General features: G+C 33.7%; 28 protein-coding genes, 1 tRNA gene and 1 other RNA gene. 10 read left to right on the plus strand and 20 right to left on the minus strand.

Going from position 1 to position 24941, the window contains the following annotated elements; translation table 11 throughout:
• Positions 1-6 precede the first annotated feature (6 nt).
• Complete coding sequence (locus A9601_RS17635; RefSeq protein WP_011377237.1) at positions 7-339, minus strand: hypothetical protein; 333 nt, start codon at positions 337-339, stop codon at positions 7-9.
• A gap of 78 nt (positions 340-417) precedes the next feature.
• Positions 418-491, minus strand: a tRNA-Arg gene (locus tag A9601_RS17640).
• 39 nt (positions 492-530) lie between these two features.
• Between A9601_RS17640 and rnpB the strand changes: the two genes are divergently transcribed.
• Positions 531-908: RNase P RNA component class A (gene rnpB, locus A9601_RS18260), an RNA gene on the plus strand.
• 22 nt (positions 909-930) lie between these two features.
• On the plus strand, positions 931-1680 hold the full coding sequence (locus A9601_RS17645; RefSeq protein ID WP_011819217.1) for a ribonuclease III family protein: 750 nt from the start codon (positions 931-933) through the stop codon (positions 1678-1680).
• 3 nt (positions 1681-1683) lie between these two features.
• Here the strand turns inward: A9601_RS17645 and A9601_RS17650 are convergent, their stop codons facing one another.
• Positions 1684-1869, minus strand: coding sequence for an NAD(P)H dehydrogenase subunit NdhS (locus A9601_RS17650; protein WP_011819218.1), 186 nt, complete (start codon positions 1867-1869; stop codon positions 1684-1686).
• 25 nt (positions 1870-1894) lie between these two features.
• Between A9601_RS17650 and rimM the strand changes: the two genes are divergently transcribed.
• Entirely contained in the window at positions 1895-2434 is a 540-nt protein-coding gene (gene rimM / locus A9601_RS17655; protein WP_011819219.1) for a ribosome maturation factor RimM, read from the plus strand.
• 29 nt (positions 2435-2463) lie between these two features.
• On the opposite strand, the gene glmS is transcribed toward rimM, so the two are convergent.
• Positions 2464-4359: a glutamine--fructose-6-phosphate transaminase (isomerizing) gene (glmS, locus tag A9601_RS17660; protein WP_011819220.1), complete on the minus strand. Its 1896-nt coding sequence runs from the start codon at positions 4357-4359 to the stop codon at positions 2464-2466.
• 80 nt (positions 4360-4439) lie between these two features.
• Entirely contained in the window at positions 4440-4685 is a 246-nt protein-coding gene (gene psaC, locus A9601_RS17665) for a photosystem I iron-sulfur center protein PsaC (RefSeq protein ID WP_007099573.1), read from the minus strand.
• A 133-nt stretch (positions 4686-4818) separates the two neighbouring features.
• Here psaC and acpP point away from each other — a divergent pair, with 133 nt between their 5' ends.
• The 3 genes from acpP to tkt are packed head-to-tail and all read left to right on the plus strand — an operon-like array spanning position 4819 to position 8359.
• Complete coding sequence (acpP, locus tag A9601_RS17670) at positions 4819-5058, plus strand: acyl carrier protein (RefSeq protein ID WP_002808065.1); 240 nt, start codon at positions 4819-4821, stop codon at positions 5056-5058.
• A 6-nt stretch (positions 5059-5064) separates the two neighbouring features.
• Positions 5065-6309: a beta-ketoacyl-ACP synthase II gene (gene fabF, locus A9601_RS17675; RefSeq protein ID WP_011819221.1), complete on the plus strand. Its 1245-nt coding sequence runs from the start codon at positions 5065-5067 to the stop codon at positions 6307-6309.
• Positions 6310-6352: 43 nt separating this feature from the next.
• Positions 6353-8359 carry a transketolase gene (gene tkt, locus A9601_RS17680; RefSeq protein ID WP_011819222.1) on the plus strand — a complete coding sequence of 669 codons (2007 nt, stop codon included), beginning with the start codon at positions 6353-6355 and terminating at the stop codon, positions 8357-8359.
• Positions 8360-8373: 14 nt separating this feature from the next.
• Here the strand turns inward: tkt and thiC are convergent, their stop codons facing one another.
• The 5 genes from thiC to ruvB form a co-directional block, all read right to left on the minus strand.
• Positions 8374-9744, minus strand: coding sequence for a phosphomethylpyrimidine synthase ThiC (gene thiC, locus A9601_RS17685; protein ID WP_011819223.1), 1371 nt, complete (start codon positions 9742-9744; stop codon positions 8374-8376).
• A 197-nt stretch (positions 9745-9941) separates the two neighbouring features.
• Positions 9942-10157 (minus strand): DUF3188 domain-containing protein, encoded by a 216-nt coding sequence (locus A9601_RS17690; RefSeq protein ID WP_011819224.1) that lies wholly within the window; start codon positions 10155-10157, stop codon positions 9942-9944.
• Complete coding sequence (locus A9601_RS17695) at positions 10154-11338, minus strand: amidohydrolase (protein ID WP_011819225.1); 1185 nt, start codon at positions 11336-11338, stop codon at positions 10154-10156. The genes A9601_RS17690 and A9601_RS17695 overlap by 4 nt, the downstream gene beginning before the upstream one ends.
• A gap of 3 nt (positions 11339-11341) precedes the next feature.
• Positions 11342-12130 carry a tetratricopeptide repeat protein gene (locus A9601_RS17700; protein ID WP_011819226.1) on the minus strand — a complete coding sequence of 263 codons (789 nt, stop codon included), beginning with the start codon at positions 12128-12130 and terminating at the stop codon, positions 11342-11344.
• Positions 12117-13175 (minus strand): Holliday junction branch migration DNA helicase RuvB, encoded by a 1059-nt coding sequence (ruvB, locus tag A9601_RS17705; RefSeq protein WP_011819227.1) that lies wholly within the window; start codon positions 13173-13175, stop codon positions 12117-12119. The genes A9601_RS17700 and ruvB overlap by 14 nt, the downstream gene beginning before the upstream one ends.
• 52 nt (positions 13176-13227) lie before the next feature.
• Between ruvB and smpB the strand changes: the two genes are divergently transcribed.
• On the plus strand, positions 13228-13722 hold the full coding sequence (gene smpB / locus A9601_RS17710; RefSeq protein ID WP_011819228.1) for an SsrA-binding protein SmpB: 495 nt from the start codon (positions 13228-13230) through the stop codon (positions 13720-13722).
• 26 nt (positions 13723-13748) lie between these two features.
• On the opposite strand, the gene A9601_RS17715 is transcribed toward smpB, so the two are convergent.
• The 6 genes from A9601_RS17715 to A9601_RS17740 all read right to left on the minus strand — a co-directional run bounded on the left by A9601_RS17715 (position 13749) and on the right by A9601_RS17740 (position 18866).
• A complete protein-coding gene (locus A9601_RS17715) occupies positions 13749-13994 on the minus strand; it encodes a hypothetical protein (RefSeq protein WP_011819229.1) in 246 nt (81 codons plus the stop codon).
• 56 nt (positions 13995-14050) lie between these two features.
• Complete coding sequence (lysS, locus tag A9601_RS17720; RefSeq protein WP_041484574.1) at positions 14051-15562, minus strand: lysine--tRNA ligase; 1512 nt, start codon at positions 15560-15562, stop codon at positions 14051-14053.
• A 50-nt stretch (positions 15563-15612) separates the two neighbouring features.
• Complete coding sequence (gene rpaB, locus A9601_RS17725; protein ID WP_011819231.1) at positions 15613-16359, minus strand: response regulator transcription factor RpaB; 747 nt, start codon at positions 16357-16359, stop codon at positions 15613-15615.
• Positions 16360-16541: 182 nt separating this feature from the next.
• Complete coding sequence (locus A9601_RS17730) at positions 16542-17060, minus strand: hypothetical protein (protein ID WP_041484638.1); 519 nt, start codon at positions 17058-17060, stop codon at positions 16542-16544.
• Positions 17060-17809, minus strand: a complete 750-nt coding sequence (gene mreC / locus A9601_RS17735) for a rod shape-determining protein MreC (protein ID WP_011819233.1) — start codon at positions 17807-17809, stop codon at positions 17060-17062. Before mreC ends, A9601_RS17730 begins: the two co-directional genes overlap by 1 nt.
• A gap of 4 nt (positions 17810-17813) precedes the next feature.
• Positions 17814-18866 (minus strand): rod shape-determining protein, encoded by a 1053-nt coding sequence (locus A9601_RS17740; RefSeq protein ID WP_011819234.1) that lies wholly within the window; start codon positions 18864-18866, stop codon positions 17814-17816.
• A 132-nt stretch (positions 18867-18998) separates the two neighbouring features.
• On the opposite strand from A9601_RS17740, the gene A9601_RS17745 reads away from it, so the two are divergent.
• Positions 18999-19370 carry a single-stranded DNA-binding protein gene (locus A9601_RS17745; RefSeq protein WP_011819235.1) on the plus strand — a complete coding sequence of 124 codons (372 nt, stop codon included), beginning with the start codon at positions 18999-19001 and terminating at the stop codon, positions 19368-19370.
• Here the strand turns inward: A9601_RS17745 and A9601_RS17750 are convergent.
• Both A9601_RS17750 and ahcY read right to left on the minus strand, forming a co-directional pair.
• Positions 19367-20023, minus strand: a complete 657-nt coding sequence (locus A9601_RS17750; RefSeq protein WP_011819236.1) for a DedA family protein — start codon at positions 20021-20023, stop codon at positions 19367-19369. The two genes, A9601_RS17745 and A9601_RS17750, sit on opposite strands and share 4 nt — an antisense overlap.
• 2 nt (positions 20024-20025) lie before the next feature.
• The gene (gene ahcY, locus A9601_RS17755; RefSeq protein WP_041484639.1) at positions 20026-21444 is read right to left on the minus strand and encodes an adenosylhomocysteinase; all 1419 of its coding nucleotides are present in this window, start codon (positions 21442-21444) and stop codon (positions 20026-20028) included.
• 51 nt (positions 21445-21495) lie between these two features.
• Here ahcY and tsaE point away from each other — a divergent pair, with 51 nt between their 5' ends.
• On the plus strand, positions 21496-21933 hold the full coding sequence (gene tsaE / locus A9601_RS17760; protein ID WP_011819238.1) for a tRNA (adenosine(37)-N6)-threonylcarbamoyltransferase complex ATPase subunit type 1 TsaE: 438 nt from the start codon (positions 21496-21498) through the stop codon (positions 21931-21933).
• Here tsaE and A9601_RS17765 read toward each other — a convergent pair.
• Positions 21891-22889, minus strand: a complete 999-nt coding sequence (locus tag A9601_RS17765) for a carbohydrate kinase family protein (RefSeq protein WP_011819239.1) — start codon at positions 22887-22889, stop codon at positions 21891-21893. The genes tsaE and A9601_RS17765 overlap by 43 nt on opposite strands.
• A gap of 89 nt (positions 22890-22978) precedes the next feature.
• Here A9601_RS17765 and A9601_RS17770 point away from each other — a divergent pair, with 89 nt between their 5' ends.
• Complete coding sequence (locus A9601_RS17770; RefSeq protein WP_011819240.1) at positions 22979-23893, plus strand: alpha/beta fold hydrolase; 915 nt, start codon at positions 22979-22981, stop codon at positions 23891-23893.
• On the opposite strand, the gene A9601_RS17775 is transcribed toward A9601_RS17770, so the two are convergent.
• Complete coding sequence (locus A9601_RS17775) at positions 23878-24879, minus strand: RpoD/SigA family RNA polymerase sigma factor (RefSeq protein WP_041484575.1); 1002 nt, start codon at positions 24877-24879, stop codon at positions 23878-23880. The two genes, A9601_RS17770 and A9601_RS17775, sit on opposite strands and share 16 nt — an antisense overlap.
• Positions 24880-24941: the final 62 nt, after the last annotated feature.

The following is a 24941-nucleotide window of genomic DNA, read 5'->3' on the forward strand; positions in this document are numbered from 1 at the left end:
ATCTCACTATTTAGGCAAAATTGTCGGGCCATCCAATAATTCGTCATTTTCATCGAGTGAATCTGGACTATCTGGCAAAGGTATTTCAATACTGGTAACCAAATTAATAACATCTCTTAGCCTCATAGAATCAGCAAACCATCCCATTGCTTGCTCGGCATCGCCTCTTTTTTCAGCATCATTTGCTTGATCTTCGTGAGCTTCCGCCAAAAGAGCAAGCCAGCACAAACATCTTGCTTGAACTATTGAAAGATCTAAATCATTAGGTTGAGACTTAGAAATGCGTTCATGCTCTTGTTGAATTAAGAGCTTTAAACGCATATCATGCAACTTAGCCATAAAAGATTTACTACTAACTATACGCTAGCTAGAGAGTAGCAATTTTGCACACATACTACATATAGTTTTTTATTTTTACGGGACTGGCGGGATTCGAACCCACGACCTACGGTTTAGGAAACCGTTGCTCTATCCTGCTGAGCTACAGCCCCAATAGATGTTTTTTGGAGTAATAAGCATTATGCTAAATAAAAGCAGGAGAGGCAATCGCAAGAAAGTTTTATTTTGTTTCCAAAATAAAACTTTCTTGAGGAAAGTCCGGGCTCCCACATGGTCAGGCTTGCTGGGTAATTCCCAGTGCGGGCAACCGTGAGGATAGTGCCACAGAAACATACCGCCTAATACTTTATGTATGGCAAGGGTGCAAGGGTGCGGTAAGAGCGCACCAGCAACATTGAGAAGTGTTGGCTAGGTAAACCCCGGCTGGGAGCAAGGCTTAGTAGATTTATGACCATTACAAAATCTACTTTTAAGCGCCGCTTGAGACTGTGAAGTAATTCCAGTCCTAGATAGATGATTGCCCATCTTTATTAAGATGAACAGAACCCGGCTTATGACCTGCTTTCTAATTGTTGTGATTATTCAAATCAGATGACAAATATAATTAATGCAAAGAGAATTAATCAAATAACTACTTTCTTAAAGGCTTTAAATATTAAATCGAAAAGATTTTCTGAAATAATTAGAAATCAAGATATTTCAGTTATTCAAGATTTTAATCAAGCATTTATCCACTCCTCAGAGGACAAAATAATAAATTACGAAAAACTAGAATTTTTCGGAGATGCAGTGCTCAGATTAGCTGCTTCAAATTTTATTGAAAAAAAATATCCTCAAATGAGTGTAGGAGAAAGATCAGAGCTAAGAGCACAAATTGTAAGTGATGAATGGTTAACTAAATTAGGCGAAAAAATTGATATAGAAAAATTAATAATTAAAGGACCTAAAGCTATTGGTGATGAAAATTCAAAAAATACTATTATTTGTGAAGCTACAGAAGCTTTAATCGGTGCTATCTATAAGTGCTTTAGTTCAATTAAGGAAGTAAATCTTTGGTTAGATGATATTTGGGAGGAAGATTCGGAAATATTTTTAAAATCTCCATATAAATTCAAATCTAAGACAGTATTGCAAGAGTGGTGCCAAAGTAAAGGTTTTGATTTGCCAGTCTATAAAATAATTGAAGTCTCAAAAAAAAATGGGGACCCTGAAAGATTCTATTGCAATATATTTATCGAAGGATTAAAAGAGTCATCTGCATTCGGCAAATCCCATAAACAAGCAGAAACAAATGCAGCTAGAGTTTTGATAGAAAAATTTATAGCTAAAGGTCAAATCTAATTTTTATACTATTTCTAAATTCGTTAGCTGAAAAGTTATGAGTTTATCCCAATTACCCCCTTCAAACAGAACAGCTGCCCTTTTTTTTGTAACTCTTTGTACAAACCCCTTATATCCTCTGTATATAGAGTCATTGTCTTTTACAATAACAAAAGAACCAGGGAGTATTGGTTTTGCAGATAATTCCATAAAGTAATCCTTCTAGTACAATATTATGATAATTAAAAATGAATGGTTGATTGTTGGATTTATAACATCATGTCATGGAATTAATGGTCAGTTAAAAGTTAAATCTCTAAGTGATTTTGAAGAAAGATTTTTAAAACCTGGAATGAGATGGTTACAAAAAGAAAGTGAACATCCTTCAAAAATAGAACTTATATCTGGTTTCAAACAGCCTGGTAAAGAAATCTTTATAGTTAAGTTCAAAGGAATAAATACAAGAAATCATGCAGAGCAACTTAAAAAATGTAAACTTCTTGTAAAAAGTGATAAACTACCTAAGCTAAAAAAGGAAGAATTCCATTTGTTAGAACTTATAGATCTGGAGGTCAAGACTTTAGAAAATGATGAATTAAAAATAATTGGGAAAGTTATTAATTTAGAAAATGAAAAAAATAATTTACTTATTATTGAACTATTTAAAAATCAAAAAAAAGTTCTCATTCCATTTGTTAAAGAAATAGTCCCATTAGTAGATATTAAAAATAATTTTTTAATCATCAATCCTCCAAATGGACTTTTAGAACTATAAATTTAAAATACAAATTTTTAAGAAAATAATTATTCCACAGTTACACTTTTAGCTAAATTTCTTGGTTGATCCACATCAAGGCCTCTATGAGCTGCGATATGGTAACTCAATAATTGTAAAGGCAATATATTAAGTAGAGGTGAAATCCATTCATTAGTGGAGGGAACTTTCATTAAATAATCAAAGATTTCAGTTCCATTACATTCAGGAGCTATCCCAATCAAATATGAATCTCTAGCTTTCGCTTCTTGTGCATTACTAATAACTTTATCAAAAACTTCACCGGGAGAGGCAATTGAAATTACAGGTACTTTTTTATCTAATAAAGCTATTGGACCATGTTTCATTTCACCAGCAGGATATCCAGCAGCATGAATATAACTAATTTCTTTAAGTTTTAACGCACCTTCAAGAGCAATTGGATAATTTATTCCTCTCCCTAAAAAAATAACATCTTTAATATTAAAAAAGTCATGTGCTAGTTTTTCTGAAGATTTATTATGCTTCTCTAAGAGATCTTCCAGTAATGGAGGAAGTTTTATCAGTTCGTTTATTAATTTTCCTATTTCATCAGGACTTTGGTTGCCTTTAATTTGAGCAAATTTTATGGCTAATCCATAAAAAGAAAGTAATTGAGCAAAAAAAGTTTTTGTTGCAGCTACTCCAACTTCTATTCCTGCACAGATATCAATTATATTAGAAACCTGCCTTCCTATGGAACTCTCTTTTCTATTTGTTATTGCAATAAGGTTAGGTTTAAATTTTTTATCTTCAATTGAAGAACGTCTTTTAATTTCCATGTCGATAGCCGCGATGGTATCAGCAGTTTCTCCAGATTGAGTGACTCCAATAGTTAATGTATTTGGTAATAATGGAGGTGGAGAATATCGAAATTCGCTTGCATAAAAGACATTTGTAGGGATACCTGAAAATTGTTCTAATAAAAAGCTACCTACCATTGCAGCATGTTTACTTGTACCACAAGCAATAATTTCAATTCTTTCTATTGATTCGAAAAACTTTGTATCAAAAGGATACTTGATTTGATATTGACCATTATCTAAGTTCTTAATTAAATAATTCTCTAACCAGTTTTTTGCAGTCTTTGGCTGATCATATATTTCTTTTAACATGTAGTGTTTGAAGTTCATCTTATCCATTATTTGCTCAGAGACTTTTAGAGAAACTGGATTTCGATATTGTCTCTCGTTACTTGAGTCATATATTTCAATTCCAAGCGGAGTTAATAAAGCTATTTCTTCATCCTCCATAGGCAAAATAATATTCGTAAAGTTTGCAATAGCTGGAGTATCACTAGCACAAATAAATTCTCCTTCACCCAAACCAATAATCAAGGGCGCTTGTTTTCTTGCAACTACCAAAGATGTTGGGGCTCCAGACCATAAAACTGCTAAAGCATAAGATCCTTCTAAATCAGATATTACATTTCTCACAGCTATTAATAATGTCGAACCATTATTCTCAAGTTTAAGTTTACCTAATGTATTTAACTCTCTTTGAATTAGATGAGGAATTACCTCGGTATCTGTATCAGAATTAAAACTAATGCCCTCTTCCTCTAATTTATTCTTTAAATCTTGAAAATTTTCAATAATGCCATTTTGTACAACTGCTATGTTCCCAGAACTATCGGTATGAGGATGAGCATTTTTAACCTCAGGCTTTCCATGAGTTGCCCATCTGGTATGACCTATACCCACAGTTCCAGGAATATTGTGATTATTAAGATTATTTATTAAATTCTTTAGTTTTCCTTCTGCTTTATTACAAGAAATACAATTTGTTTCGGTATTTATTATCGCAATACCTGCAGAATCGTAACCTCTGTATTCGAGTTTTTCTAAACCATTTATTAATAATGGAAGAGCTTTTTTATATCCAGTTACAGCAACTATTCCACACATACGAAACTTTTTTTCAATTATATTGAAATAAAATGCGTATTTAATAAAAAATGGACTCTCTTAAAACTGCACTATAAAAATTAATATGCTAAGCCCATACTCCTAGAAGTCTCATCTCCTAAATAAACACGAATACTTAAGAAATCTGTTGGACAAGCTGTTTCACATCTTTTGCAACCTACACAATCTTCTGTTCTAGGAGATGAAGCTATTTGACCAGCTTTACAGCCGTCCCAAGGAACCATTTCTAGAACATCAAGTGGGCAAGCTCTTACACATTGGGTACAACCAATGCAAGTGTCATAAATTTTAACTGCGTGTGACATGTAAAAATTGTCTTTTGAACCTCGTTTTATAATACTATTGTCTTACAAAGAAATTAAAAAAATTAAGATATGCTTCACTCTTGTTAACTCTAGGGCATAAAATCATATAGATAATTAGTAATTTACATAAACTATGTCACAAGAAATCCTCGAAAAAGTCTGTTCTATTGTTTCAGAACAATTAAGTGTTGAAGCAGGAGAAGTAAAATCAGATTCAAATTTCCAAAATGATTTAGGTGCAGATTCTCTAGATACTGTTGAACTAGTGATGGCTCTTGAAGAAGCATTTGATATCGAAATTCCTGATGAAGCCGCTGAAGGAATCGCAACTGTTGGCGATGCAGTAAAATTCATCGAAGAAAAAAAAGGTTAATAAAGAATGCCAAATTTCCATCGAGTAGTTGTTACTGGTATCGGAGCAGTCACTCCAATTGGTAATAACATTGATGAATATTTAGTCGGTCTTCAAACAGGAACTAATGGGGTCTCAGGTATTACTCTCTTTGATCCTGAACAACATCCCTGCAAATTTGCGGCAGAAGTAAAAAATCTTCAAACTGAAAATTTTATTGAAACTAAAGAATCCAAAAGATGGGATCGTTTTTCCCAGTTTGGAGTTATTGCTGCAAAGCAAGCCTTTAATGATTCCGGACTTGAAATTACTGAAGATAATGCATCAAGAATTGGAGTGATTATTGGATCTGGTGTTGGAGGCTTACTAACTATGGAAAGTCAAGCTCAAATATTGAGTCATAAAGGGGCTAAAAGAGTAAGCCCATTTACAGTCCCAATGATGATTCCAAACATGGCAACTGGATTGGCTGCAATCGCTTTGGGTGCAAAAGGACCAAGTTCCTCTGTTTCCACCGCTTGCGCTGCCGGTTCAAATGCTATAGGTGATTCATTTAGACTACTCCAACTTGGAAAAGCAGATGCAATGATCTGTGGGGGAGCAGAAGCAAGTATTACGCCTCTCGGAGTAGCTGGTTTTGCCAGTGCCAAAGCTCTTTCTTCCAGAAATGACAGCCCTCAAACTGCTAGCAGACCTTTTGATGCAGAAAGAGATGGATTTGTTATTGGAGAAGGATCTGGAATTCTTGTTTTAGAAACTTTAGAAAATGCACAAAAAAGGAATGCCAGAATTTATGGAGAAATAGTTGGATATGGGACAACATGTGATGCTCATCATATTACTGCTCCATCTCCTGGCGGTGTTGGAGGCGCCGAAGCTATTAAATTAGCAATTGAAGATGCTTGTCTTAGCCTTGAAAAAGTTGACTACATAAATGCTCATGGAACAAGTACCTCAGCTAATGATAAAAATGAAACTTCTGCAATTAAATCTATTTTTAAAGACAGATCTTACCTCATTCCTGTAAGCTCTACTAAGTCGATGACAGGTCATCTCTTAGGAGGCTCAGGAGGTATAGAAGCTGTAGCTTGTATACTTTCTTTGACACATAATTTTATCCCTCCTACAATTAACTACGTCAATCGAGATCCTGATTGTGATCTTGATTATGTACCAAATAATGCAAGAGAAGCTCAAATAGGAGTTGCTCTTTCTAATTCTTTCGGCTTTGGTGGTCACAATGTTTGCCTTGCTTTCAGCAAAATGAATTGAAGACAACCAATTCTGTATTTCCAACTTAACTTAATTTAAAACAATGGTCGCTGCATCTGTTTCATTAGAATCACTTTGTGTAAATAGTATAAGAATGCTTGCTGTAGATGCAGTAAATAAATCTAATAGTGGTCATCCTGGATTGCCAATGGGATGTGCACCTATGGGTTATGCATTATGGCAAAACATACTTAATCACAACCCTAACAACCCTAAATGGTTCAATAGAGACCGTTTTGTTTTATCAGCTGGTCATGGCTGTATGCTGTTGTATTCCTTGCTTCATTTGACAGGATATAAATCAGTTTCCATAGAAGATATTAAAGAATTTAGGCAATGGGGATCAAAAACTCCTGGACATCCAGAAACATTCGAAACTGAAGGTGTTGAAGTTACAGCTGGGCCTCTTGGAGCAGGAATTTCAAATGCAGTTGGTTTAGCAATAGCTGAAACACACTTAGCAGCTAAATTTAATAAGCCTGATTGCAATATTGTTGATCACTATACTTACGTAATAATGGGTGATGGCTGTAATCAAGAAGGTATCGCATCAGAGGCCTGCTCATTAGCTGGTCATCTTAAGCTTGGGAAATTAATTGCACTTTATGACGATAATCAAATTACAATTGATGGACGGACCGACGTTTCTTTTACTGAAGATGTCTTAAAAAGATACGAAGCTTATGGATGGCATGTGCAACATGTTGAAGATGGGAATCATGATGTTAAAGGAATCACCGAAGCTATCGAAAAAGCGAAATTAATTACAGACAAGCCTTCAATTATAAAAATTTCTACAACCATAGGTTACGGTTCTCCAAATAAATCAGATACTGCTGGAATTCATGGAGCAGCTGTCGGAGAAGAAGAAGCTGCATTAACTAGAGAGTTTCTAAACTGGGAATATCCTCCTTTTAAAATACCCGATGAAGTATATACGCATTTTAGAAAATCAATAAACAAAGGTGAAAATTTAGAGCAAGAATGGGATTCTAAATTTGAAGAATATCAAAAAAAATATCCCTCTGAAGGAGCCGAATTAAAAAGAATGTTAGAGGGTCAATTACCTGAGAATTGGGACTCAGACCTCCCCTCTTATTCGCCTAATGATAAAGGTTTAGCCACAAGAAAGCATTCACAAATATGTTTGGGTGCTCTAGGTCCTAACCTACCTGAATTAATTGGCGGATCAGCAGATTTAACTCACTCTAATTACACAGATATAAAAGGAGAAACTGGATCATTCCAGCCACATAGCCCTGAAAAAAGATATTTACATTTTGGTGTACGAGAGCATGCAATGGCAGCTGTACTTAATGGTATTGCCTATCACAATAGTGGTCTTATCCCTTATGGTGGAACCTTCCTTGTTTTCGCCGATTATATGAGGGGCTCAATGAGGCTTTCAGCACTTAGCGAATTAGGAGTAATCTATGTCTTAACACATGATTCAATTGGTGTAGGAGAAGATGGGCCAACACATCAACCTATTGAGACTATCCCTTCTCTTCGCGCAATGCCTAACATGCTAGTTTTCAGACCTGGAGATGGCAACGAGACGAGTGGGGCTTATAAGCTTGCTATTCAAAATCGAAAAAGACCTTCTGCCCTTTGTTTAAGTAGACAAGGTATGCCAAATCAAGAAAATACTTCGATAGACAAAGTTGCTCTAGGAGGATATGTAGTTTCCGATTGTGAAGGAACACCAGACTTAATATTTATTGGTACTGGAAGCGAACTGAATCTTTGCATTGAAGCAAGTAAGGAACTTTCAAGCTTGGGTAAAAAAATTAGAGTTGTCTCTATGCCTTGTGTAGAACTTTTTGAAGAGCAAGAAGAATCTTATAAAGAAAGTGTTTTACCTAGTAGTGTGAAAAAGAGAGTTGTAGTAGAAGCAGCTCATTCATTTGGTTGGCATAAATATACAGGTTTTGATGGTCTTTGTATCACTATGGATAGGTTTGGTGCATCAGCACCAGGTGGAGAATGTATGAAAAATTTTGGATTTACAGTAGAAAACGTAGTTAATAAGACTAAGGAAATTCTATAACTTGTAATTGATAACTAAACTGAAGTATTACATTCTTCAAGTTTATCTTTTAGTTGATCTAGTGATTCATCTGAAATCTTTGAATTCATTGGACAATGTTTTGGGCCACACATTGAACAAAACTCAGCCTTTTTAAAGATCTCTTCAGGCAATGTTTCATCATGGTACTGCTTTGCCCTTTCCGGATCTAAAGAAAGTTCGAATTGTTTATTCCAATCAAAGTTATACCTTGCATGACTAAGTTCATCATCTCGATCACGAGCTCCAGCTCTATGTCTTGCTATATCAGCAGCGTGAGCAGCTATTTTATAAGCAATTAATCCTTCTCTTACATCTTCTGCATTTGGAAGGCCTAGATGTTCTTTTGGGGTTACATAACATAGCATCGAAGTTCCATACCACCCCGCCATTGCCGCCCCAATAGCACTTGATATATGGTCATAACCAGGAGAAATATCTGTTACTAATGGACCAAGTACATAGAAAGGGGCTTCTGAACATTCTTCCATTTGCTTTCTCACATTAAACTCAATTTGATCCATAGGGACATGACCAGGACCTTCAACCATTACTTGAACATTATGTTCCCATGCTCTTCGAGTAAGCTCGCCTAAGGTCTTCAATTCAGCTAGCTGAGCATCATCAGAAGCATCATGCAAACATCCAGGCCTAAGCGAATCTCCGAGAGAGAAAGTACAATCATATTTCTTGAAAATCTCACAGATATCATCAAACCTTGTGTAAAGAGGATTTTGTTTAAAATGATGTAACATCCATTGGGCTAAAATACCTCCCCCTCTACTGACAATTCCAGTAATTCTTCCTTTAACTTTTGGCAAATGCTCTATTAATAGACCAGCATGAATAGTTTGATAATCTACGCCCTGCTGACAATGTTTTTCAATAATATGAAGAAAATCATCTTCTGTTAGTCTATCTATTGAACCATGAACACTTTCTAAAGCTTGATAAACAGGAACAGTTCCGATGGGAACAGGAGATTCTTGAATAATTGCTTGTCGGACTTCATCTAAATTTACTCCTCCCGTAGAAAGATCCATAACCGTATCAGCACCATATTTAACAGCAAGTTTGAGCTTTTCTACTTCTTCATTGATATCACTTGCGTTAGGGGAAGCACCAATATTGGCATTAACTTTGCATCTTGAAGCAATACCTATAGACATTGGCTCAAGATTCAAATGATTAATATTAGCTGGAATAATTAATCTTCCTCTTGCTACTTCTTCCATTATTAAAGAAGAAGGAAGATTCTCTTTTTTAGCAACAAAATCCATTTCTTCAGTGATATATCCATTTCTCGCAAAGTTCATCTGAGTTACATTGTCTTTCCCTAGGCGAGGCTTAATCCAAGAACTTCTCATAATTTCTTAATTTTTAAAAGTGGTATTACTAAAGTTTGATCAAATCTCAACTTCCCTGCATCGAAATTAATGATTCAGGTTCAAAGGGTATGATCTCAGCTAAGTTAAATTTCTTAGCACCCCTAGTATTTATCTTATTAATAGCTCTTTTCTAAAAATAAGTCATCTCATGTTGCGTGAAAATAAATAAAATTGTTTTATTTATTTTTTTGAAAAGACTTTATCTTTTTTAAAATATTTTTTCTATCCAATTGTCTGCTCATACCCCTCTCCAAAATAATTACAATCCCCATTAAGCCAACAGGTAAATAAAAAATCTTCTTGGAATTATCCCTAAATATTAATCCAATGGCAGATATAAAAATCATGAAAGGAGCTACAAAAGATAAAATAAATCTTTTATTAATTTTCATTTGCCAATAGTATTAATTATTTCATTATTTAATTTTACTATGGATTCTGTTATCACTTTAATTCCAACAGCAATAGCTCTTTCATCCGGATCAAATTTAGAACTATGAAGAGGAGCACATCCATCGGAACTAGAAACCCCAAGCCTAAACATAGCTCCAGGAATTTCATTTAAGAATTCAGCGAAATCCTCAGCTCCTAATGATGGTTTTTGTAATTCGATTACATTTTCTTGACCCAAAACCTTAATTCCCGAGTCTCTGAGGACTCTATTCATTTCAGGATTATTATTAACTGCCGAAGTAATTTCTCTAAATATTACTTTTGCTTCAGCTCCGCAACTATTAGCTAAAGAAGTGATATTTTCATTGAGCCAATTACCAATATTCATAAATACTTTACGATTAGTGCATCTAACAGTACCAATTAAATTAACCTTTTCTGCGAGAACATTGAATGCATTGCCACCATTTATTTTCCCAAAAGTTATTACTACTGGATCTAGAGGGTCTAACTTCCGTGTTATTGATTCTTGAATTCCCGAGATAACTTTTGAGGCAGCCCAAATAGCATCAACTCCTTCATGAGGTCGAGCACCATGGCCTGATTTTCCTTTAATCTCAACATTAAGTTCTCCAGCAGCTGCAGTTAAACTTCCCTCTTTAATGCCAATAGTCCCTACGGATAAATCGGGGTAGACATGAACTCCAAAAATATGGGTTAAACCATTAGTTGCACCATCCTTAATCATCCATCTAGCTCCACTTGCAATTTCTTCAGCAGGCTGAAAAATTATCCGAGTCCCAAAATTTAGTTTTAAATCCTTAATAATTTTTGCGACACCCAATCCAATCGAGATATGCAAATCGTGACCACAGGCATGCATAACACCATCTACTTTTGAAGAAAAACTTAATTTAGTTTCCTCAAATATTGGCAATGCATCCATATCCACTCTTAAACCTATAATACCTTTATCTAGAGGTCCAAAATCAGCTATAACTCCAGTCCTACCTATAGATTCTCTAACATTCCAACCAATATCTTTTAAAAAACCACTGATCAAGATCGCTGTTTGATTTTCAAGTCCACTTAATTCCGGATGTTCATGGATATGTCTTCTTAAGTTAATTAGTTCATCATTAAACGAATCAATTTTTTTATGTAACTGATCTCTATTCATTATTTATTTTAAATCGATAAAATTCATTAAATCTTTAATTGGTTGAGGAGGCCATCTTCTTATTTTTTTTAACCATTCTTCATCACTATATCTAGGATCTAATTCAGTTACCGCTATCCAATTACTCTCTGCTTTACCAGCTTCACCATTAGACCAACTCAAAGCTGTTAAAGCTGCCCTAGCATCTGCAAAAGTTGGATAACGTCTAATTAACTTTATTAATTCTTTTTCAGCTTCATCAATATTTCCCAACTGGAAATCTGCTAACGCCAAACTTGACCTAGCCATGGCAAATCCTGGATTATATAAAGCAGCTTTGGAGAATAAATCTCTTGCTTTATCCCAATGGGATGTAGAACCTTCTACATTAGCTAAATTATATAATGCAGAGAAATTTTTACTATCTAGGGAAATAACGAACATATAATCCTTTTTCGCTTGCGACCATAAACCCAATGCTTCCTCAGAAATCCCCCTGTTAATGTAAGGGTCTATTTCACTAGGATTCAAACTTATTGCCTTATTTTGGTCATCTATTGATCCCTTAACATCTCCTACGACAAGTCTTACATTTCCTCTATTGCTAAAACCTGCAGCATCATCAGGATAAGAATCGAGATATTGATTCCATTCTTGTAACGCGAGATTAAATTTTCCGCCTGAACTAAGATCTAACGCATTTTTAAACAAATCCTCTCTCGAAGATAATGAATAGCATGGTGCAATATAAAAAATATTGAAAAAAATAAAAATTAATAAAAAACAAACCTTAACTTTTTTAAAAGTTATCATCTTTTGAATCAATGTACTTTTTCCCTAAAGCAGTAAGCAATCTTCCTCGAGGAGTTCTCGTAAGAAAACCAATTTTAATAAGATATGGCTCAACAACAAATTCTAACATTGAAGAATCATCGCCCAACCCAGATGCAATTGAATCAAGGCCAATTGGAATATTATTGTTTTGGTTAAGAAAAGATAAATAGTGTCTATCTAAAGAATCCAATCCTTTTTCGTCTATTTGGTAAGAATTTAAAGCTTTTTTTATTAAATTCACTGAGATAGTATTAGTTTTCATAACAACTTGAGCATAATCTCTAACTCGTCTTAATAATCTTAATGCAATTCTTGGAGTCCCTCGAGATATCTTTGCCAAATCATAAGATGCTTCATCTTCTAAATTGAGGTTTATTAATCGGGAGAAATTAACAATAATTTGTTTTAATTCATCACATGTATAGAATTCAATTTTCTGAGATATCCCAAATCTATCTCTTAGAGGTGCACTTATTGAGGCTAATTTAGTTGTCGCACCAATCAGAGTAAACCTAGGAAGATTAATTGTTCTGCAACGGGCTCCTCTATTAGCTCCCATCGTTAAGTCAAGTCTAAAATCCTCCATTGCAGAATATAACAACTCTTCAGTTAACCTATTTAAGCGATGTATCTCATCGATAAATAAAACTTCACCTTCTTTTAATCCAAGAAGTAAACCTACAATATCTCTTGGTCTTTCAATTGCTGGTGCAGTCGCAATCCTACATTTTGTATTCAATTCGTGGGCTATCAAAAAAGCAAGAGTAGTCTTACCTAGACCAGGTTGTCCATATAAAAGAGTATGCTCCAAAGGTTCTTTTCTAATAATTGAAGCATCTATAGCTACTCTTAAAGAAGATTTAAGTTGTTCTTGGCCAATAAATTCTTTTAAATTAAGAGGCCGGGCTAAGTTCAAATTATTATTTCTCTTTTCTTCTGGAATGTTTTTTGAATCAACTAGCCTAAGTTCTTTTTTTCGAAAAGAAAAGTCATTATCGCCTATATTGGAAGAAATTATTGCCATAATGAAAGGTTAATTGCAATTGTTCTGAGTAGAAAGATTTTTTACAACTAAAATGGCAAAAAATTCAAACAAAGTTAAAAAAAATACTAATAAAGCAAATAATTTTAAACTTCTAGCTGATAATAGATATGCAAAATTTCAATATGCAATATCTGAAACAATCGAAGCTGGAATTGAGCTTTTAGGGACTGAAGTAAAGTCTATTAGAAACGGAAAAGCAAATTTAAGAGACGGATACTGTTCATTCAGAGATGGGGAGATCTTATTATTAAATGTTCACATTTCACCACATAAAAATGTGGGGTCTTTCTTTAATCATGATCCACTAAGAAATAGAAAGTTGCTACTACATAAAAAAGAAATAATAAAAATGAAATCTAATACTGAAAAAAAAGGAATGACTATTGTTCCATTATCTCTTTATTTAAAAGGCTCATGGATAAAACTAACTATTGGAGTTGGTAAAGGGAAAAAATTACATGACAAACGACAAGATGAAAAACAAAAAAGCATAAAAAAAGAAATCAACTCTGCACTAAAAAGATAAAAGATTATTCAGAATTATTGAAAGTATCAATCTAAACTTACTGAAGTTGGAGGTGGGGAAGGATCTGGATCTGCAATTAGCATATGCTGCAATACAGTTTCTGGCCTCTCACTATCTCTCCAGCGAATTTTGTATGCAGGCATTTTTGTACCTCTACTTGTAGTTTGCTCTACTGGTTCAATAACCCATCCTCTTCTTGATCGGCCTTGAGGATTTCTTTTTACTACTGCATCCGCGTGTTTGAAACGGAAACCAACACGTTCACCACTCATTTAAAAAATTTCGTATTGGATTGATTTAACTATTTTACTTCATTCGAGGGTAATTTTTAACTTTTTTTGGAAGTTATTTCTGGTTTTAACAATGGGAAAGGGATTACATCTCTAATCGATGCGCTATTAGTAATTAACATAATTAGCCTATCAATGCCTATACCTAATCCTCCCGTAGGCGGCATGCCAATCTCTAAAGCATTTAAAAAATCTTCATCTATACAGTGAGCCTCAAGATCTCCTTCGTCTCTAAGAGATTGCTGTAATTGCATTCTTTCTCTTTGATCTACTGGATCTATCAACTCACTAAACGCATTTGCCAGTTCTCTACCAACAATGAATAATTCAAATCTCTGAACTATTTGTTTATTATCATGATGAGGCCTAGCTAAAGGAGAAATTTCAACAGGATAATCAATAACAAAAGTGGGTTCTACAAGTTTTGATTCTACTTTTTGCTCGAAGACCTCATTTAAAAGTCTTCCCATAGTATTTACTTTATTAGAACAATCAACATTGATATTTTTAACGGCTTGTTTTGCTGCTAGAAAGTCTCCACTGAAAGAATCAAAATCAATCCCTGTATATTTTTTGACAATAGCTTTCATGGATATTCTTGACCAAGGCTTAGAAAAATCAATTTCTTTATTTTGATAATTTATAATTAAGGACCCACATGCATCAGCTACGATATCTTTAATCAATTCTTCAGTTAAATTCATCATATCTACATAATCAGAATAAGCTTCATAAATTTCCACTGAGGTGAATTCTGGATTATGCCTTGTACTTATCCCCTCATTACGGAAGATTCTTCCCAATTCATAGACTTTCTCAAAACCTCCAACAACCATTCGCTTTAAATGTAATTCTGTAGCTATTCTTAAATACAACGGAATATCTAATGTATTGTGATGAGTTATAAATGGTCTTGCTTCAGCACCACCAGCTTCAGATTGCAGAATTGGAGTCTCTATCTCTAAAAAATTTCTATTATCTAGCCATTTTCTTATAAAACTTATACATTTCGCTCTGGTTTTAAATACATTTTTAGAGTGAGGATTAACTATTAAATCTAAATAACGTTGTCTATATCTTTTTTCAATATCAGTCAATCCATGCCATTTATCTGGGAGAGGTTGTAATGATTTGGATAACATTTCCCATTTTTCTACTTTAATTGAAAGCTCACCTTTATTAGTTTTTTTAATAGTTCCATAGACTCCTATCCAATCACCAATATCTACTATTTCTTTGAGATCTTCAAAAGAAAGTAATTTTTGTTTTTCTAAATTGAAATTAATAATCCTTTTATCTAGATAAAGCTGAATCTGACCTTCTTGATCGCTTATTGTGAAAAAGGCAATTTTGCCCATTACCCTTTTTGCCAGAACTCTACCAGCAATAGAAACACTGAAGTCTTCCTCTTGACCATTTTCTAGATGATCAAATTTTTGAATAAGAAAACTGGTAGTATGTGATACCTTAAAGCTTTGTGCGTAAGAAGCAAATCCTTTATTCACGAGTGAACTAGCTTTTTGTAAGCGCGCTTCTTTAATTTCAGACAAAATTTATTTAAATATATTTGTTTTATTTAATAAAATTATCAGACTATTGCTCAACTTGCCAAAGATGTTGCTGTTTCGCCAACTCTCTGAGATGCGTAACCAATTCCTCTAACAGTTAGTATTAATTCTGGATTTCTTGGATCTGGTTCCAATTTACCTCTTAGTCTTGCAACATATACATCTACAACTCTTAAATCTGCCGCTCTACGAGGAGGATAGCCCCACAGCTGTTCCAAAATTTCTGCTCGAGGAACAACCTTACCAGGTTCGTCAAATAATAACTCTAGGAGACTAAATTCAGTATAAGTTAGACTAATTCTATCTCCAGCTCTAGAAACTTGTCTGCGATTAGTATCAACAACTAAACTTCCAAATTTCATAACTCCTTTGCCTGAAGGAACTTCTTTGGTTTCAGTAACCGATACAGTTGGCCCCATTCTTCTCAAAATTGTAGCTATTCTGGCCTCTAACTCTTTTGGGCTAAATGGTTTAGATAAGTAATCATCGGCTCCTAAATCCAAACCAGCAACTCTCTCTGAAATAGCCTCTAGAGCTGTTAAGAATATTATTGGAACTACTGATTCAGCTCTAATTCTTCTACAAACAGCAAATCCATCCATTTTTGGAAGCATAACATCAAGAACTATCAAATCTGGGGAATCCCTGTGAAAAGACTCAAGAGCTTCTTCGCCGTTAGTGGCTGAATACACCTGATATCCTGCTAGTTGAAGCCTCGTAACTAATACCTTCAAAACTGCTGGTTCATCATCAACAACTAAAATTCTTGCTTTTGACATAGTTAAAAAAAGATTTCTCGATATTTCAAAGCAAAGAATTATTGCATTGAATATTTATTCTAACAATTAAAAATATAACATTACGAACCCTCAAAGAGATATTCCTAAGGTTTACAAACATTTTAAATAAATTGAAAATATATATAAATTTTTCAAGCATTTTTAACTCTTAGCAAAATTTATTACTGTATTTTTCTTCTTGAAAATTTAAACATCCTTAAAAGTTGGGAGCAAATAAAGGGAGCAAAAAAACCTGTCAAAAAAACTTCCGCTAAAATATTTTTAATACTGGGTATCAACATTAAAGAATTACTATCTAAAAAATTTCTAAACAAAATTTGCAAAAAATAAAGACTCCCACATAAAAAACTTCCAAAAGAACAAATTAAACCATACCTAAAATGTCCCAACAAAATATCACTATGTAATTTAATTCTCCCAAAGAAAAACCCACAAAAAATTAAGCCTGGTATTTGAGTAAAACTTTCATTTAAAGTTAGAGAATCTAAGATGAGACCTAAAAACAAACCAACTATTAATCCATTTATTGATCCATTAATCATTGACCAAGGCAATAACCAAAATAATGGCCAATATGGCTGAACACCTAAAAATCCAAGCCAATTAGGGTGCCACAAAAAAATAATTGGGATAAAAATAAAGCTTATTATGGATAATTTTTTTGTAAGAAATTTAATCATTAAATATTTACTTTCAAAATTTTGACCCAATCAATTACATGAGGTTTTCCTAAAAGTGAAATTTTTGCCGTTTTTTTTGATTTCAACGTCTCATCTATAGATTGGACAATACCAATAGGGATATTTGGAGGTAATAACGTACTAGCTGGAGATGATGATACAAAATCTCCGACTTTAATATCGGCATCTTTTGAATAGAGTATTAGGCTAGGATAATCATCTCCTGAACCAACTAGTAATCCATTGATTTGAATTCTATCCACCCAAACGCCTAACTTACTTTCTGGAGAAGTTATTAAAGTTACCGACGAAGTGAATAAAGAAGTATTCTTTACTCTACCTAATAATCCACCTGGACCAATCACAATATTGCCAATTTCTACTCCATCCTTTGAACCTTTGTTTAAAATTATTTGTCTCCACCAACTACCTGTTTTTCGCGAAATAACTGCAGCTGAAATATGTTCATCATTAGATGATTCCTGAAGAGATAAGATTTGTCGCAGTCTTATATTATCTTTTTTAAGAAGATTTAACTTTATTAAATATTCTTGATCAATACTTTTAAGAACAATTTCTTTTTGAAATTGACCAGGCCAAAAAGGTTTTGAAATAAAATAATAAAAATCTTTATAAAAAGCTCCTTTTGATATTCTTACAAAAACCAAAAATAAAAAAATTGCAAAAAATAGCCAATTTTTCTTTTTATGCCACCAACGACTATTAGAAATTCGTCGGATAACTAACATAACATTAATCTCTTATGGCATTCCTTATAAATTCTGGAGTGTCAACAACTCTTTTGAGTTTTTTAAAATCATCCAACACCTCTCCACAACCATTCACTACGCAAAGCAGTGGGTTTTCTGCTATGTGAGTAAAAATTCCTGTCTCATCGCTCAATAAATCATTAATACCTCTCACTAAAGCTCCACCACCTGCAAGCATAATCCCCCTATCAACTATGTCTGCAGCAAGTTCAGGGGGGGTTCGCTCTAAAGTTCTTTTTACAGCTTCGACTATTTTGCTAAGTGTTTCAGCCATAGCTTCTCTGATTTCTCCTGATGTCAAAGTGACTGATCTAGGTAGACCAGATAAAAGATGTAAACCTCTAACCTCTAAAGTAGTTTTATCAAAATCATCATCTGGAAATGCAGAGCCAATTTTTATCTTGATATCTTCTGCAGTTCTCTCTCCAACAACTAAATTGTGAACTTTTTTAAGATAAAGTGCAATTGACTCATTTATTTCATCGCCTGCTATTCGAACAGATTCACTCAAAACAGTTCCTCCTAAACTTAATACTGCAACCTCAGTAGTACCTCCACCAATATCAACAATCATTGTTCCAATTGGCTCAGTTACTGGTAATGATGCTCCTATTGCTGCTGCGACAGGTTCATCTATTAAATGAACTTCTCTAGCTCCCGCTAATCCAGCTTCTCTTACTGCTCTTCGCTCAACACTAGTCACTCCACTTGGAATTCCAATCACTATCCTTGGAGCTACTATCCCCTTGCCTTCATTACATTTTTGAATAAATGTTTTTATCATTTGTTCTGCAGCATCAAAATCTGCGATAACTCCATCTCTTAGTGGTCTTACAGCTCTTATATTGCCAGGGGTCCTTCCAAGCATTAACTTTGCTTCTTTACCAACAGCTAATGGAATCCCTTCTTCTAAATCCATAGCTACCACAGAAGGCTCCTGTAAAACAACGCCTTTTCCTGATACATGTATAAGAGTATTGGCCGTTCCCAAATCTATGCCAATATCTCGAGAAAATTTAAATCTGTTAAAAATCACAATAAGAATTTCTTTTTATAAATAATATATCTATTTTTTGATAAGCTCTCGGAATTCTGACGTTTAGTTATGAATAGCACGTAAAACTTTGAGCAGAAACTAAAAATATGAGTATTATAAAAAAAAAAATTTATGGAAATTAACACTATTAACCTTGTTGGCAGAGCAGGAAGAGAACCAGATGTCAGATATTTTGAATCAGGCAGTATAGTAGCGAACTTCACAATTGCAGTTAACAGAAGAAGCAGAGATGAAGAGCCAGATTGGTTTAATTTAGAAATATGGGGCAAGCAAGCACAAATAGCCGCAGATTATGTGAAAAAAGGATCATTAATTGGAATTACAGGAAGCTTTAAGATTGATAGCTGGAAAGATAAAAATACTGGAGAAGATAGATTTAAACCAGTTGTTAGGGTAGATAGATTAAACTTACTAGGCTCACGAAAGGATTCTGATAATAACCAATATTCCAATAGCAATAACTCAAGTGAAATTCCATTTTAAGCTCTATTTTTAAGAAATCTAATAAGTATTCTTATAAAAATATATAAGAAAATTAAAATTAAAATTGGCTTTACAACATATTTGATTTGATCTAAATAAGTTTGAATGATTCGATAATTTTCACCAAATAAATAACCTGAATAAGTGAGAAGTACTACCCATATCAGACTCCCAAATGTAGTCCAAAGCAAAAATTTTCTTAATGGCATAAGTTCTATGCCAGCAGGAACTGAGATTAAAGTTCTTATACCTGGTACTAATCTGCCCCAAAAAACTAAAGAAACACCGTATTTATCAAACCACCTTTTACTTTTATTTAGATCATCAGAGGAAATACCGAGATATTTTCCTTTTTTATCTAGAAAATTTGAAAGTCTTTTTTCATTTACTAATCTACCTAAATAGTACCAAGGCAATGAACCTAAAATAGTTCCAAGTAATCCCCAAAAAACTAAAATATAGAAATTTAATTTTTGTTGATAAACAAAAAAACCTCCTAATGGCATTATTATTTCCGAAGGAATTGGAGGTATTATGTTTTCCAAAAACATAGCCAAACAAATAGTGAGGTATGCAATTGTTGAATTCTTTTCAACAGCTAAACTAATATAGTCGGGAATTGAAGTAAGAAAATTTACAAAAATTAAACTCAAACTTAGTATCTATAAAGCTCTGGTTTGTAAGGTCCTTCAACAGAGACATTAATATAGTCAGCTTGTTCCTTAGTTAATGTTGTTAATTTTGCACCAATTTTATCAAGATGTAATCTAGCTACCATTTCATCTAAATGCTTTGGTAAAACATAAACCTCTTTCGCATATTGCTCTGACTTATTGAAAAGTTCGATTTGAGCTAATACTTGGTTAGTAAAAGAATTACTCATAACAAAACTTGGATGTCCAGTGGCACAGCCTAAGTTAACTAATCTACCTTCGGCTAAAAGAATTATTTTATTGCCACTCGGTAAAGTTATGTGATCAACCTGCGGCTTAATATTTTCCCATGGATAATCTTTCAATGAAGCCACATCAATTTCATTATCGAAATGACCAATATTACAAACTATGGCCTCATCTTTCATCTTGACGAGATTTTCATTTGTAATTACTTGATAATTCCCAGTTGCTGTAACAAAGATATCTATATCCTCCACAACATCGTCTAACGTAACAACGCTAAAACCTTCCATTGCCGCTTGAAGAGCACAAATTGGATCAACTTCAGCAACTTTTACGATTGCACCAAGTCCACGCAATGACTGGGCTGAACCTTTACCTACATCTCCAAAACCCATTACCAAAGCAACCTTACCAGCAATCATCACATCAGTTGCGCGCTTTATACTATCAACTAAAGATTCGCGACAGCCATATAAATTATCAAATTTGCTCTTAGTTACTGAATCATTAACGTTGATCGCAGGGAAAGGTAAAGCATTTTGCTTTTGCAGTTGATACAGTCTTGCAACTCCTGTCGTAGTTTCTTCAGTGACACCAATGATATTACTTTTAATTCTAGAATAGAAGTCACTATCATTTTCTAATTTAGATTTAATAGAGTTGAATAAAGCAATTTCTTCTTCATTACCAGGATTATCTAAAACAGACAAATCTTTTTCCGCTTTACTGCCGAGTATCAATAAACCAGTTGCATCCCCACCATCATCAAGAATCATATTTGGAGAGTCTGAACCCCAATCAAGAATGTAGTGGGTATATTGCCAATATTCATCAAGTGTCTCACCTTTTTTTGCGTATACAGGAATTCCTTGATCTGCAATAGCCGCCGCCGCATGATCTTGAGTTGAAAAAATATTGCATGAAGCCCATTTCACTTCTGCCCCAAGATCAACAAGAGTTTCTATTAAGACTGCAGTCTGAATAGTCATATGCAAACTTCCGGCTATTTTTGCACCTTTTAGTGGCTTTTCTGATTGATATTTATCTCTAAGTGCCATTAATCCAGGCATTTCCGTTTCGGCAATTTTAATTTCTTTACGGCCAAAATCTGATAAGGAGATATCAGCAATTACATAATTTGGTGTAGAGGTTTTAACTGAATTTGCGATAACCATATCTAGTAAATACATTTATTATTAGACTATAAATGATTTTTGTGTAATTTTGTGTTTGTTGAAAATTTAAAAGAAACTTTAAATTTAGGAAAAAAACTCTCACACAAATTAAATCCACAATCAATTATTTTATTAAAGGGTCCAATTGGGGCTGGGAAAACTTCATTCGTACAAGGGATTGCTAAAGGCTTATCAATCTCTGAGGACATTACAAGCCCTACATTTGCTTTATCGCATCACTATAACTCCGGAAAAATTCCACTAATCCACCTTGATTTATACAGGTTAGGAAATGTATCTTCAGCAAAGGAAGTTTTTTTTTCTGAAGAAGAAGAGGCAATACAAAGACAAGCTATTTTAGTTATTGAATGGCCAGAATTAATAGAACCAGTTATTGATAATTTCTGGAAAATAGAAATTAGTTACGCAAAAGATTATGGAAGAAACTACGAAATAAGAGATCCCAAAAATTTATTAACCTTTTCATAATATGGCTGTTGCTCGATAGCGCCTTCACCAAGACAAGTTAATAATCCACAAACACCTGCGAACTTAATGCAATCTTCTATCTCTAAATCACTTGTAGGATAGCCAGAAGAAATTAATTTTGAAATAAAGCCAGCTAGAAAAGCATCGCCTGCCCCGGTTGTATCAACAATTTTTTGTGAAGTAGGAGTTTCGGTAATTCCCTGAAATCCGTTGATGCTCCATAAAACAGGATTTTTTCCATCAGTTATTATTACATCTGGTCTATTAGACAGTCGTTGAGATATTAGCAAGGGGTTTTCATCCTCAAAAAACAAAATTGCTTCTTCCTTCGCAAGCTTTAAAACATTTGCATAATTTAAAAAATTCTTGATTAAATTAACTCTCGCGGCTTTACTAATTTCTGATGAGAAACTTGCATGATCCCAAAAAACCTCTCTCCAATTCAAATCAATAACTATTTTGACTTCAAATTTATTAGCCTGTTCAATAAGAAAAAAAATAGTCTCTGCTGATATTGGAGATGATAATAAGTTCGTTCCTGTTACCAAATATTTTATTTCTAGAAAAGATTTCTCCAAATTTAAAATTTCTTTTTCTATTAATTTCTTGCTAAGAACTTCGTCTGCATAGCATGCATGAGAACTTTCCTCAAAGCCTGAAAAAAAACGATCTCCAAATTGATCCCTATTTACATTAACCACACGAGTAGATGAATCATTATTTAATTGCAAGAAATCTAAATTAACTCCCAATTGATCAAATTGCGAAATAAATTTTTTTCCATAATCATCATTACCCAAACTTCCCATAAAAATTGAATCTATTTTTAATTTTCTCAATGCACAAGCGACATTAGCCGGCGCACCACCCAAAAAATCTGTAAATCCCTTATTTGACTTATTTCTGATTCTGTCTATTAAAGCCTCACCAATACATATAACCTTTTTCTTTTTCATAAAATGAACGCTTTTTCTTTACTAAGAATAATTTATTAAAAACGAATAATTTTTTTTTGAATTAAAGTTTAATTAAAAGCATATACATAGTGTCTTTAAATAAATCTGAAACTTGGAAGTGGAAAAATTGGGAAATTTCTTGGTCTTTATCCAAAGAATCTACTTCTGAAAAAAACATTAAAATTTTGTTAATTCATGGATTTGGAGCATCAAAAAACCACTGGAGACATAATCAAGATTTTCTTGGTAAATTTTCTAATTGCTACGCAATTGACTTATTAGGATTTGGGAAAAGCAGTCAGCCTAGTGCTTTATTAAATTACGAACCTGATAAAGAAAATTCAATTAAATATTCATTTGACTTATGGAGTAATCAAATATCAACATTTTGTAAAGAGGTAATAAAATCTCCTGTTTACTTGGTAGGAAATTCAATTGGTGGTGTTATTGCATTGAAAACTGCTGAAATCCTCAAAGATAATTGCAAAGGTGTAATTTTGATTGATTGTGCGCAAAGAACTATGGATGATAAACGTTTAAAAAAAAGTGATATCTTTATGAATCTGCTGAGGCCCTTTCTCAAAACAATAGTCAGGCAAAGAGTAATTAGTAATACACTTTTTACAAGAGCTGCTAATCCCAAAGTTATAAAGAAAATACTTGAACAAGCTTACCCTTCAGGAAAAAATATCGATAAAGAATTGATTGAAATACTTTATCAACCCTCCCAAAGGAAAAACTCTAAAGAAGCATTTCGTGGTTTTATTAACTTATTTGATGACTATCTTGCTACTGACCTTTTCGATAAAGTAAATGCTCCAATACAATTGATTTGGGGAGAAAAAGATCCTTGGGAATCTTTAGATGAAGCAAAGGAGTGGAAGAAAGAATTCAGAAATATTAAAAGACTAGATATCATAAGCGGAGCTGGTCATTGTCCTCATGATGAAGAACCTGAAAAAACAAATAATTTAATAAATGAATTTATTCAAGAAACAAAATAAGCTTCTACATTATCACTGAGTCTTCTCAAGCCTCTTAGACCATCTCGTTCTAAGTTTCTTACTCGATCTCTACTTATTCCTAATACTCTACCAATACCTGTAAGAGACATTGGCTCATCACCATCCATTCCATATCTCATTCTTAAAACTCTACATTGAAGATCAGGTAATTGATGTAAAAGAGAATGCAGATCACCTCTCATGCAATCCATCTCTATTTGTTCGTCTGGTAAATCCTCGCCACCTGCAAGTAAATCTAATAAAACAGTGTCCTCGCCGTCACCAACTTTTGTTTCAAGACTAACTGGCTGCCCAGCTTTGCACATCAAATCTTTAACGTCATCTTCGGGGAGCTCTACGTATTTTGCAAGTTCACTCACAGTTGGAGTTCTAGACATTTCTTGACTAAGTTCTCTTTGACCTTTTTTTAACTTATTCAACATTTCAGTTATATGAATTGGCAATCTTATCGCCCGACTTTTTTCAGCTATTGCTCTTGTGATACCTTGTCTAATCCACCAGTAAGCATATGTTGAAAACTTGTAACCTCTTGCTGGATCAAATTTTTCAACTCCTCTGACCAGTCCTATAGTTCCCTCTTGAATTAAATCCAAAAGTTCCATGTTTCTTTTAGTATATTTTTTTGCGACGCTTACTACCAATCTTAAGTTAGCTGCAACCATTCTCTCTTTAGCTCTTTGTCCAGCTCTCAATCTTTTTTTTATTGTAGAAGTGGTTAAGTTTAATTTGGCCGATAATTCATCAATACTAGGCTTTTCTCCTGTCAATTCAATAATTTCTAGTTCTATTCTTTCAACTTCCATATACTCTTGCACTTGTCTACCTAGAGTTATTTCTTGCTCATGCGATAGCAATGGAACTCTTCCTATATCCCTCAAGTATGATCGAACAAGATCAACATCATTACTAGCTTTTATACTTGCGATTGAAGCTAGTTTATTTTCATTTATTATTTCAGAGGACATTAAAGTTAAATGATATTTTGTAAACAATACCATTAAGAAATGTAAAGTTAAACCAAAAAATC

The organism is Prochlorococcus marinus str. AS9601 (genome assembly GCF_000015645.1).
Lineage (GTDB): Bacteria > Cyanobacteriota > Cyanobacteriia > PCC-6307 > Cyanobiaceae > Prochlorococcus_A > Prochlorococcus_A marinus_O.

What these genes read in the sequence shown, in the direction of transcription:
- A9601_RS17765 (WP_011819239.1), bottom strand. Translation starts at nt 22,889, where the DNA reads ATGAAAAAGAAAAAGGTTATATGTATTGGTGAGGCTTTAATAGACAGA.
- ahcY (WP_041484639.1), bottom strand. Translation starts at nt 21,444, where the DNA reads ATGGTTATCGCAAATTCAGTTAAAACCTCTACACCAAATTATGTAATT.
- A9601_RS17745 (WP_011819235.1), top strand. Translation starts at nt 18,999, where the DNA reads ATGGAAATTAACACTATTAACCTTGTTGGCAGAGCAGGAAGAGAACCA.
- A9601_RS17635 (WP_011377237.1), bottom strand. Translation starts at nt 339, where the DNA reads ATGGCTAAGTTGCATGATATGCGTTTAAAGCTCTTAATTCAACAAGAG.
- mreC (WP_011819233.1), bottom strand. Translation starts at nt 17,809, where the DNA reads ATGTTAGTTATCCGACGAATTTCTAATAGTCGTTGGTGGCATAAAAAG.
- thiC (WP_011819223.1), bottom strand. Translation starts at nt 9,744, where the DNA reads ATGAGAAGTTCTTGGATTAAGCCTCGCCTAGGGAAAGACAATGTAACT.
- A9601_RS17695 (WP_011819225.1), bottom strand. Translation starts at nt 11,338, where the DNA reads ATGAATAGAGATCAGTTACATAAAAAAATTGATTCGTTTAATGATGAA.
- A9601_RS17775 (WP_041484575.1), bottom strand. Translation starts at nt 24,879, where the DNA reads ATGTCCTCTGAAATAATAAATGAAAATAAACTAGCTTCAATCGCAAGT.
- glmS (WP_011819220.1), bottom strand. Translation starts at nt 4,359, where the DNA reads ATGTGTGGAATAGTTGCTGTAACTGGATATAAAAAAGCTCTTCCATTA.
- A9601_RS17690 (WP_011819224.1), bottom strand. Translation starts at nt 10,157, where the DNA reads ATGAAAATTAATAAAAGATTTATTTTATCTTTTGTAGCTCCTTTCATG.
- A9601_RS17650 (WP_011819218.1), bottom strand. Translation starts at nt 1,869, where the DNA reads ATGGAATTATCTGCAAAACCAATACTCCCTGGTTCTTTTGTTATTGTA.
- A9601_RS17715 (WP_011819229.1), bottom strand. Translation starts at nt 13,994, where the DNA reads ATGAGTGGTGAACGTGTTGGTTTCCGTTTCAAACACGCGGATGCAGTA.
- ruvB (WP_011819227.1), bottom strand. Translation starts at nt 13,175, where the DNA reads ATGGCAATAATTTCTTCCAATATAGGCGATAATGACTTTTCTTTTCGA.
- tkt (WP_011819222.1), top strand. Translation starts at nt 6,353, where the DNA reads ATGGTCGCTGCATCTGTTTCATTAGAATCACTTTGTGTAAATAGTATA.
- A9601_RS17730 (WP_041484638.1), bottom strand. Translation starts at nt 17,060, where the DNA reads ATGATTAAATTTCTTACAAAAAAATTATCCATAATAAGCTTTATTTTT.
- rpaB (WP_011819231.1), bottom strand. Translation starts at nt 16,359, where the DNA reads ATGTCAAAAGCAAGAATTTTAGTTGTTGATGATGAACCAGCAGTTTTG.
- A9601_RS17645 (WP_011819217.1), top strand. Translation starts at nt 931, where the DNA reads ATGACAAATATAATTAATGCAAAGAGAATTAATCAAATAACTACTTTC.
- acpP (WP_002808065.1), top strand. Translation starts at nt 4,819, where the DNA reads ATGTCACAAGAAATCCTCGAAAAAGTCTGTTCTATTGTTTCAGAACAA.
- smpB (WP_011819228.1), top strand. Translation starts at nt 13,228, where the DNA reads ATGGCAAAAAATTCAAACAAAGTTAAAAAAAATACTAATAAAGCAAAT.
- fabF (WP_011819221.1), top strand. Translation starts at nt 5,065, where the DNA reads ATGCCAAATTTCCATCGAGTAGTTGTTACTGGTATCGGAGCAGTCACT.
- A9601_RS17700 (WP_011819226.1), bottom strand. Translation starts at nt 12,130, where the DNA reads ATGATAACTTTTAAAAAAGTTAAGGTTTGTTTTTTATTAATTTTTATT.
- rimM (WP_011819219.1), top strand. Translation starts at nt 1,895, where the DNA reads ATGATAATTAAAAATGAATGGTTGATTGTTGGATTTATAACATCATGT.
- psaC (WP_007099573.1), bottom strand. Translation starts at nt 4,685, where the DNA reads ATGTCACACGCAGTTAAAATTTATGACACTTGCATTGGTTGTACCCAA.